This window comes from Fibrobacter sp. HC4, from assembly GCF_023373925.1.
Classification (GTDB): Bacteria; Fibrobacterota; Fibrobacteria; order Fibrobacterales; family Fibrobacteraceae; genus Fibrobacter.
Window position 1 is genome coordinate 248,522 of sequence record NZ_JALCZV010000002.1, and the last position, 8,275, is coordinate 256,796.

Sequence of the window (8,275 nt, forward strand, 5' to 3'; positions counted from 1 at the left end):
CCGGTACTAGAGAGCCACTTTTCCGGAAAATACGGAGCTACCCTTCCGGAGGATGAGAGCCATCCACAAAATGTCATGAAAACTCTATAATGCGAATGTCCACGACAATGATGCCGCGGACTTTTTACATGGAGGTCTCATGACCAAATATCGCGAAATACTCCGACTGAAGCACCTTGGCTTCAGCGAGCGAAATATCGCAAGGAATGCGGGGGTATCCCGCAATACAGTGAAGCGCGTCGCCCAGGCAGCTTCGGCGAACAATATTGACTGGAAAACGGCCGAACAGATGGACGACGCGACGATAGAGAATCGTCTCTTCCCGAATCGGAAAACGTCGGAGCCAGCCCATACCATAGACTTCGAATATATCCGCAAGGAGCTGATGCGCAACGGGGTCACCAAGAAACTCCTGTGGACGGAATACTGCGAGAGCTGCAGGCTATGCAACCGGGAACCGCTGATGTATTCCCAGTTCTGTTACTACATCCAGCAGGAGGAACAAAAACGCAGGGCAACCATGCACATCCCTCGCCGTCCAGCAGAAATGGTGGAAGTGGACTGGGCGGGCGATCCGGCCCACATAATAGATCCCGACACAGGAGAACTCCTGAACGCCTACCTGTTCGTCGCCACGCTTCCGTACAGCCAGTACACCTACGTGGAGGCGTTCCTTGACGAAAAGACCAGAAACTGGATCAGGGCGCATGTGCACATGTACGAGTTCTTCGGAGGGGTGACGACGATGCTCGTTCCTGACAACTGCACTACGGCAGTGAATCACGCGCGAAGCGACTGGTACACGGCCGCTCTGAACCGGACCTATGGCGAGATGGCGGAACACTATGGCACGGCGGTAGTCCCGGCAAGGGTGAGGCACCCGAAGGACAAGGCCAGCGTAGAGGGGAACGTGGGCAAGATATCCTCATGGATAACAGCAGCCCTCCGTAACGAGGAGTTCTTCTCGCTTGCGGAACTCAATGCTGCCATAAGGAACCGTCTCGACCAGTTCAATGCGAGGCCCTTCCAGAAGAAGGAATGCAGCAGGCAGGAGATCTTCGAGAACGAGGAGCGTCCGCAGCTAAGGCCCCTGCCCGCCACACCCTTCGAGATTGCGGAATGGAAGACATCCACCGTCCAGTTCAACTACCACATCGTCCTGGATGGCATGTACTACTCCGTCCCCTATCAGTATATAAAAAAGCAGGTGGAGTCACGGTTGACCGACTCCACTGTGGAGGTGTATTACGAGCATGAACGGATCGCCAGCCACGCAAGGCTTCACGGAAGGCCGAGCCAATACTCCACGGTAAAATCCCATAGCCACCAGGGATACCTGGAATGGGACGGAGAACGGTTCCGCCGCTGGGCCACCGGGGTGGGTGAAAATACAGCCGCCGTGATAAACGCCCTGCTGTCGGGAAGCTACGCTGAACAGCAGTCCTACAGGTCCTGCATGGGGGTGCTGAAGCTTGGCAAGCGTCACGGCAACGCCATGCTTGAGTGGGCCTGTGAGAGGGTTCTACGATACACAAGCAGACCAAGCTACAAGAATATCCGGGATCTGCTGCTGGGCGGAAGTGACAGGCAGCAGGCAAAACCTGACGGGGAAAAAGAGTCTCGTCGAGGAATCACTCGCGGAGCGAGAAACTACGGAGGAAGCAAGTGAACAACAGCAGTACAATCGACAAGCTGATAGAAATGCGCATGACCACCATGTCGGACATGTTCGTCAACCAGCAAAAGGACCCGAACATGGCGGGAATCCCCTTCGAGGAGCGCTTCGGCATGCTGGTCGATGCCGAATACGCCAGCCGCAAGAGCCACGCCCTGGAGCGCCTGGTAAAGAGAGCCGAACTGGAACAGAATGACGCCAGCATAGCCGCGCTGGACTATCACTCCGGACGCAAGCTGAACAAGGCTCTCATCCAGAAACTGGCCAGCTGCGAGTACATCTCGCAATACAGGAACATCTTCATCACTGGAGCAACAGGCAGCGGGAAGACATATCTCGCATGTGCCTTCGGGATGGAGGCTTGCAAGCGGTTCTACTCCGTAAAGTTCACGAGGTTGCCCGACCTTCTGATAGACCTGTCGGCCGCGGAGGATCGGCGTACGCTTGAAAACGCCCTGCAGAAATACACCAAGCCCACGCTCCTGATCATCGATGAATGGCTTCTGTTCAAGTTGCGGGAAAATGAGGCGAGGTTGCTCCTGGAGGTAATCCACAAGAGACGCAGGAAGTCTTCGACCATATTCTGTTCGCAGTTCGAGGAGAAGGACTGGTATGACCAGATATGCGAAGGTGAAAGTACGCTTGCGGATGCTATAATGGACCGGATATCCTTCGACTCCTACAAGATAAACATCGAGTACGTCGACAAGTCCGTTGACAAATCCATGCGAGAAGTGTATGGGCTGAACCCTTCTGAAGCACAATAACCCTAAAACAGGTGGCTCCGTCAGACCGGACTAGTGGCTCTCACTTCTCCGGACTGGCGGCTCCGCCGCTCCGGAATAATCATCTTCGTCGTTAATTCGCAGTTCTTGACAACGAATGCCAATGGATGACATCGGTCGACTTTGCGGCATTGACAAAGGTAAACCTGATTGTAACAAGCGAAGTAAGTATCCTGTTTCAATTCTGGCTTTTTGAGACAACGGCGGAGATTTTGGTTGGGATATCAACCATGCCAAAGGTTTATGTTTTGGACTCATTAAATATATGTCATTTTTGACATAATATCGAGAGCTCTACGTTGATCATCTGGGGCCGGCCTCCCCATAGGGTTCCTGTCGCCAGGCAAATAAACTAAGGCGATGACGGTGGGTTCCTTTTTTGTGAAAATTGGACTAAAGTATCTGGTTGGAATGACTTTTTGTGTGTGTTTGTATATATGCCGTCTTACACTGTTTATACATTGACTGAATGTGAAAAACTCATCCGCTTTCGCGAATGAGTTTCTTTTTCTCCTTCTTTTTTATGGCTTTACTTTACGTCATCTAGTTTCAAGTCGTTGATGAGCGTTGTGCCGCTAATGGTGTAGTGGGCTATCATCGAGGCGTCACTTGTGTATCGGAACTGCTCGCCACCTTCCTTATCCTTGCCCAAGACGACATCTGCGTGCAGACGGACGTTGGCTCCTTCGGGGATGCCGGTTTCGGAGAGGTTGATTGTCCTTTCCCCGGCTGCGCAAATGTCGTGGTAGCCGGAGGGTTCGTACACTCCCGAACTGTTGTCGGATTCCGGGTCATTCCAGTTGATTCGCATTCTAACAACGAATGCACCAGAATTCTTCAGCGTGATTGCCTTGATGTGCTTGATTTTTGCCATTTTATTCTCCTTCTTAGGCGTGTTTTTTAACTAGGAATGTGTAGACATTCCCATGGGGTGTTTTTCGGAATAGGGGATGCTTGCGCACCCCCTATATTTTTTGAGGTGTAGTTTCTTTATTGGGGTTTGGACCTAGATCTTGCTAAAATCGGTCAACTGTTCGTGGGGCAGGTTTTCATCTGCACGATTCAGGTGGACCTTGCCGATTTTTTTGACATTTTCAATGTTGAAGCATAGGTCATTGGGGGTGACGAACATCGCTTGCATTTCTCTTGCGTTCTTGATCATATCCTTGATTGAAGAGAATGTGAATCCAAGTACTTCCATGAGCGTTTTCAGCAAATTCTCGATGGCGCTGCTGAGTGCGTTTCCCTTTAGCATCATGACGCGGTTGCTGCGGTCGCTTTCAAAGATTTCCTTGGCCAGGTCTTCAATATTGGAAATCGGTTCGGCGTCGTTGATGGCCTGGTGGAATGCCTCTGTCTTGAAATCGTATTCTGCGGCATGTTCTGCGTACAGGTCGAGGAGTGTGTTGGCCTTTCTGCGGTTTTGGTTGAGCAGTCCCTTCTTGGAGGTGCGGCAACTCAAATCGGCGTCCTTTGTCAGTTTCAGCTTAAATTTGCGATTCTTCTTTGAGGCATCCAAATAGCACTGGTAAACCAGGGACGAACAGACCATGGTGTAATTGTGTCGATATTTATCGTCTAACAGTTTTTTTAATTCAGCGGCAAGGCATCTGAGAAGTGCGATGATGATGGATTGCTTGATCCCTGCCTGGGAATGGTCCTTGTAAAGGAGGATTAGGGCCAGGAATACCAAGTCGGCGTAGGGGTAGGGGAGGTCCTGTTCCACGTATCCCTTGGCGGCTGCAAGAACGGGGGCCATTTCCTTATCGGAATAGAAACTGCTCTTGTTGCCAATTTTAGAAGTCTTGATCAGGCGACTGACATAAGCAACGCGATCTTCGGGATTACTGGTTACCTTATGACCCTGGATTCCGGTGGATCCCGCGTCAGTTAGGGCTTCAACGGGCCCATGCTGATAGAATAATGCTCCGTGAGAAACCCAGGAGTTGGTGAAACAGAGGATCAACTTGGTGATAAGGGATTCTTCTCCCTCGCCACTGAATGCCAAAATGTCGCCGGGGCGTAGGTCTTCCAGAGGAATTATCTTAGTATAATAATCGTCGGGCTTCTTGCCGGTGATTTTTTTTAGGTAGGTGTCAATCTTTTTGCTGTTCTCTTCCATTTTTAGGTTTCCTTTGCTGATGTTTCAAAGATAACCCCTGGTAGTATGATTCGTCCATCACTCAAATGGGTGATTTTTAGCATTAGTCTAGATTCCACAATAGGCTAATAAAGCATTCCTGCTGCTCTTCAGTAACGCCTTTCAGGAATTCCTTTACGTCGTTTTTCTTGAAATTAGGGTGGTATTCCCTGAGTTTTTGCACATGCTTGTGGCTTTCTTTCAAGTTGCCCTTCTTATTGTTGCAGGCGATCATGAAGAGGCGGGCGAATGGAGTCTCGGGGTGGATCATCAAGACCTGCTGAGAAATGAGTTCGCATTTCTCGTATTCGTCCTGTAGCAGGTAGATAAAGGATTTGGCGATAAGTTGGAATGGTTGCTGATTTACATCGGGAATGTAGAGACTGTTTTCGTCTAAAAGCTTCAGGGCTTCTTTTTGCTTGCCTACCAGCAGGAAGATTTGCGTCAGGTATCTTCGTGCCATGACGTCCTGAGGATTTGCTTCCAGGATTTGCTCGAAATAGGCTATGGCGTCGCTCTTGTTGCCTATTAGGATGTTGTAGAGGGCCATCATGAACTGCGAATAGGCGGAATAGGGTGTGTTCCGCATGGCCTCGCAGGCCAACGCCCCGATTTTGGACGTGTAAATTGTCGCGTCAACCCAGTTTTCGATGATGGCTGTGTAATAGACGTTGGCTAGAGTGTATGCGAGATAACCGTTTCCTTTCTGGGAGTCGAGAATGGATTGCAGACTTGATTCGCATTTCGAAAATTCGTCCCTGTTGCGATTTTCCATCATTACGTTTGCGAAGCTGGAAGCGTACCACCAATCGGATTTTAGATCCGAATTTTCGGCGTACTTGGACGCTGCCGAAATGGTCATGTTGCGGAAAATCTGTATGGCGATGCGGGCTGCGAAAAGTTTGATCTCGTCTTCTGACTTGATCTTTTGAAGATTGGACCAAAGCAAGGTTGAGGATTCATCTTGGTAAAGAGTGATGAATAGAGAGTCGCCGGAACCATGAGTAGCTGTAAGTTTAATCTGGTAATCCGTGCCGTTGTTAATTTGTTCAGGAGGAACGACCTGTATTTTGAAAATATGGTATTGGTGCAGCGCCTCGATCGTTGCGCAGACGACGCTGTAGGCTAGGGGAGTGCTTTCGAGAATGGAATTTTTTTCAAAGGCTACGACAATCTCTCTCTTGTTTGGCGATTGAGAAGATTGACGCTGGCTAAAGTTCTCTTCTGTCAAATCAATCGATGCGGCTTCAGTCCTGTTAGTTACATCAAGAATCTTGTAGATGTTCGCTAGATGGGTTTTTACCGTATTTTCTGAAATGTTCAGAGTACGGCAAATTTCCCCGTTTGTTAATCCCCTTCGCAGCAGATTTAAGACTTCAAGTTGCCGGGATGATAATTCCTCTTTTTTTGATTTTCCAAACATGAGGCAAAATTTAGCCAAAATGTATGTTTTTTTGTAGAAAGTAATAGAATTTATGCGTAAAATTTTTGTTTTGTTGTGAAAATAATTTTTTGCATATTTTAAATAAAATGCTTAACTAGTACGTTGTATGACAAATGTATAACTAATGTATGACGACGCGAGTGTGCTCGTTGCAGTGAACCTTTAAAAAAGGAAAGCCAGACGAGACGCCTGGCTTTTTGTGTGCGATAAGAGTTTTCCTATTTCAGGATAATGCTCTTGCCGCTGGCGATACCGTTCTGCTTGACAGACATGATATAACGACCTGCCGGAACCTTTGCGGAATTCCAGTTGATGCTGTGGGAACCCGGCTGGAGGTTTTCGGTGGTGATGCTGGCGTAAGAATGGCCGTCAACACCGATAAGGTTGATTTCGACCTTGCCTTCGGAGAGCAGTTCTACATTCATGGCAGTACGGCTTATACCCTTGATTGCGACTCCAGAAGGTGCTGCAATGGGGGCGTTGACCATGTTTTCGGCAACCACGGGCTTTGCTTCAGAAGCGGCTTCCTTAGTTGCTGAGGATCCTGTCATCCATGCGATTCGGTAGTCGGTATCTGCCGATCCTGAAATGATGTTCTTGATGCGGCTGATGTAATCATCGCTCAGGTTGAAGAAATTCCAGGAGTTGTTGTTACGGGTGTCTTCGTCATCAACATGCAGGGTGCTCTTGGATATATTAGATGATGCCGTGGGATTTGCGAAGATACCGTAGGTGCTTGCGAAAGGATAGCTTCTGCCGTTCTTGGTAGCTGCCGGTACGAAGCAATAATACATCTTGGCGTCTTTTTGGATTACGCTGGGTTCCATGAATCCGTATACTTTATTGCTGGGGGTGTCATCTTCGGTATCGTGATATCTAACGAATTCGTAGGATCCGCTAGGACATTCGTCGTCAAGCTTCAAAACGATGTAATCGTATGTGGCCTGGTATAAGGACATGTTGCTGACACGAAGAGGGCAATAGTAGAATTCGGGATTCTTCTTGTCGTCAATTACAACGCCTTTCGGGTTTTTTGAACCGCTACTGATTTTTGTGGCGGGATTTGTGTCTTCGGCATCAATATGAATGTAATTCTTCTTGCCGTTAAAGCCGGGACAGACGTAATCCTTGTCTACCAGCAAACCGATTCTGTTGTTGAGTGTGGGGTGCTTGCTGTTGGAAAGGTATCCTCCATTGCTGCTTTCAAGGACTATGTCGTAAGGATAGTTGTTTCGGGTATAGGGCTGGTAGCAGCGATTTGAAGATGACGGCTTGATGGAGAAGGGGTTGCCGAAATCTTTTGTCTGCAAATCACCGATAGGATACCAACCGTAATTAATGACGACTCGGTATACGTTACCATTAACTTTTTCAATTTGAGCAGGGAAGTCAACGTTGAGTTTAAAATCCTTGGTTGGGTCGGAACCATCGTTGCTTGAGAAATAAGCGTAAAGCTTTAAAGTCCAATTGGTTGTTGGAAGGTAGTTGTAGATTTGAAATCTAGGTGCGTATTCGCATTGTGCACCCTGCGAACCGTAGAAATCTACGCGGAGATTGTTGGAGGCGAAACTCATTGTTGCCGCCAGAAGTGCTGAAGCCAGTATTTTTTTATTCATTGGGAATATACTCCAAAGACCATTTCTTTGGTTAAGAAACGGTACGTTAAATAATCGTACTGTAATGAGGTACGAGAAGGTCTTTCGTTAGTTTATGAATAGAATCTTCCTAACCGATTTTTTCGTCTAACGAATCTTCTTGCGAAAATATAAGATTTTGTATAAAAATACGGACTTTGTTTTGAAAAAAATATTTTTATGGATTGTTTTGTTTATCGTGTATTTTGTATTTTCAAAAATTTTTTGGCTCTTCATCAACATGTGTGGGTGGCTTCGCCACCCTTTTTTGTTGACTTTCGCCTAAATTAAACAAAAAATGGGCTATTTTCTAAAATTTAATCGCCAAAAAAAACAGAAGAAAAAGCCCATGTCAAAATTATACAAATCCATCTTCAATGTCAACGGCTGTTCAGTCGTCAAGCAGGAACAAACCGATACCACGGTCACCATCACGGTAAGACTCACCAAGGGCAACGCCAGCAGGTGCGGCTGTTGCGGGCGAAAAGGGAAACTCTACGACAACGGCCGGGAACAGAGGGTATGGCGGACGCTCGATCTCGGCACGAAAATGGGCTTCATCAAGATGGACACCTACAGGGTGAAGTGCAGGAAGTG

At 47.9% G+C, this 8,275-nt stretch carries 7 protein-coding genes; 3 read left to right on the plus strand and 4 right to left on the minus strand.

Going from position 1 to position 8,275, the window contains the following annotated elements; all coding sequences use genetic code 11:
- Nucleotides 1–139 precede the first annotated feature (139 nt).
- Complete coding sequence (gene istA, locus MMG03_RS02340; RefSeq protein WP_249505549.1) at nt 140–1,669, plus strand: IS21 family transposase; 1,530 nt, start codon at nt 140–142, stop codon at nt 1,667–1,669.
- Entirely contained in the window at nt 1,666–2,442 is a 777-nt protein-coding gene (gene istB / locus MMG03_RS02345; protein ID WP_249505550.1) for an IS21-like element helper ATPase IstB, read from the plus strand. Before istA ends, istB begins: the two co-directional genes overlap by 4 nt.
- Before the next feature lie 547 nt (nt 2,443–2,989).
- Here istB and MMG03_RS02350 read toward each other — a convergent pair.
- The 4 genes from MMG03_RS02350 to MMG03_RS02365 form a co-directional block, all read right to left on the minus strand.
- Nucleotides 2,990–3,334, minus strand: a complete 345-nt coding sequence (locus MMG03_RS02350) for a hypothetical protein (protein ID WP_249269265.1) — start codon at nt 3,332–3,334, stop codon at nt 2,990–2,992.
- 132 nt (nt 3,335–3,466) lie between these two features.
- The gene (locus MMG03_RS02355; protein WP_249505551.1) at nt 3,467–4,582 is read right to left on the minus strand and encodes a hypothetical protein; all 1,116 of its coding nucleotides are present in this window, start codon (nt 4,580–4,582) and stop codon (nt 3,467–3,469) included.
- 82 nt (nt 4,583–4,664) lie between these two features.
- Nucleotides 4,665–6,023 carry a response regulator transcription factor gene (locus MMG03_RS02360; protein WP_249505552.1) on the minus strand — a complete coding sequence of 453 codons (1,359 nt, stop codon included), beginning with the start codon at nt 6,021–6,023 and terminating at the stop codon, nt 4,665–4,667.
- Nucleotides 6,024–6,262: 239 nt separating this feature from the next.
- Nucleotides 6,263–7,660: a hypothetical protein gene (locus MMG03_RS02365; RefSeq protein ID WP_249505553.1), complete on the minus strand. Its 1,398-nt coding sequence runs from the start codon at nt 7,658–7,660 to the stop codon at nt 6,263–6,265.
- Nucleotides 7,661–8,027: 367 nt separating this feature from the next.
- On the opposite strand from MMG03_RS02365, the gene MMG03_RS02370 reads away from it, so the two are divergent.
- A partial coding sequence (locus MMG03_RS02370) for a transposase family protein (protein WP_249505554.1) occupies nt 8,028–8,275 on the plus strand: 248 nt, incomplete at its 3' end.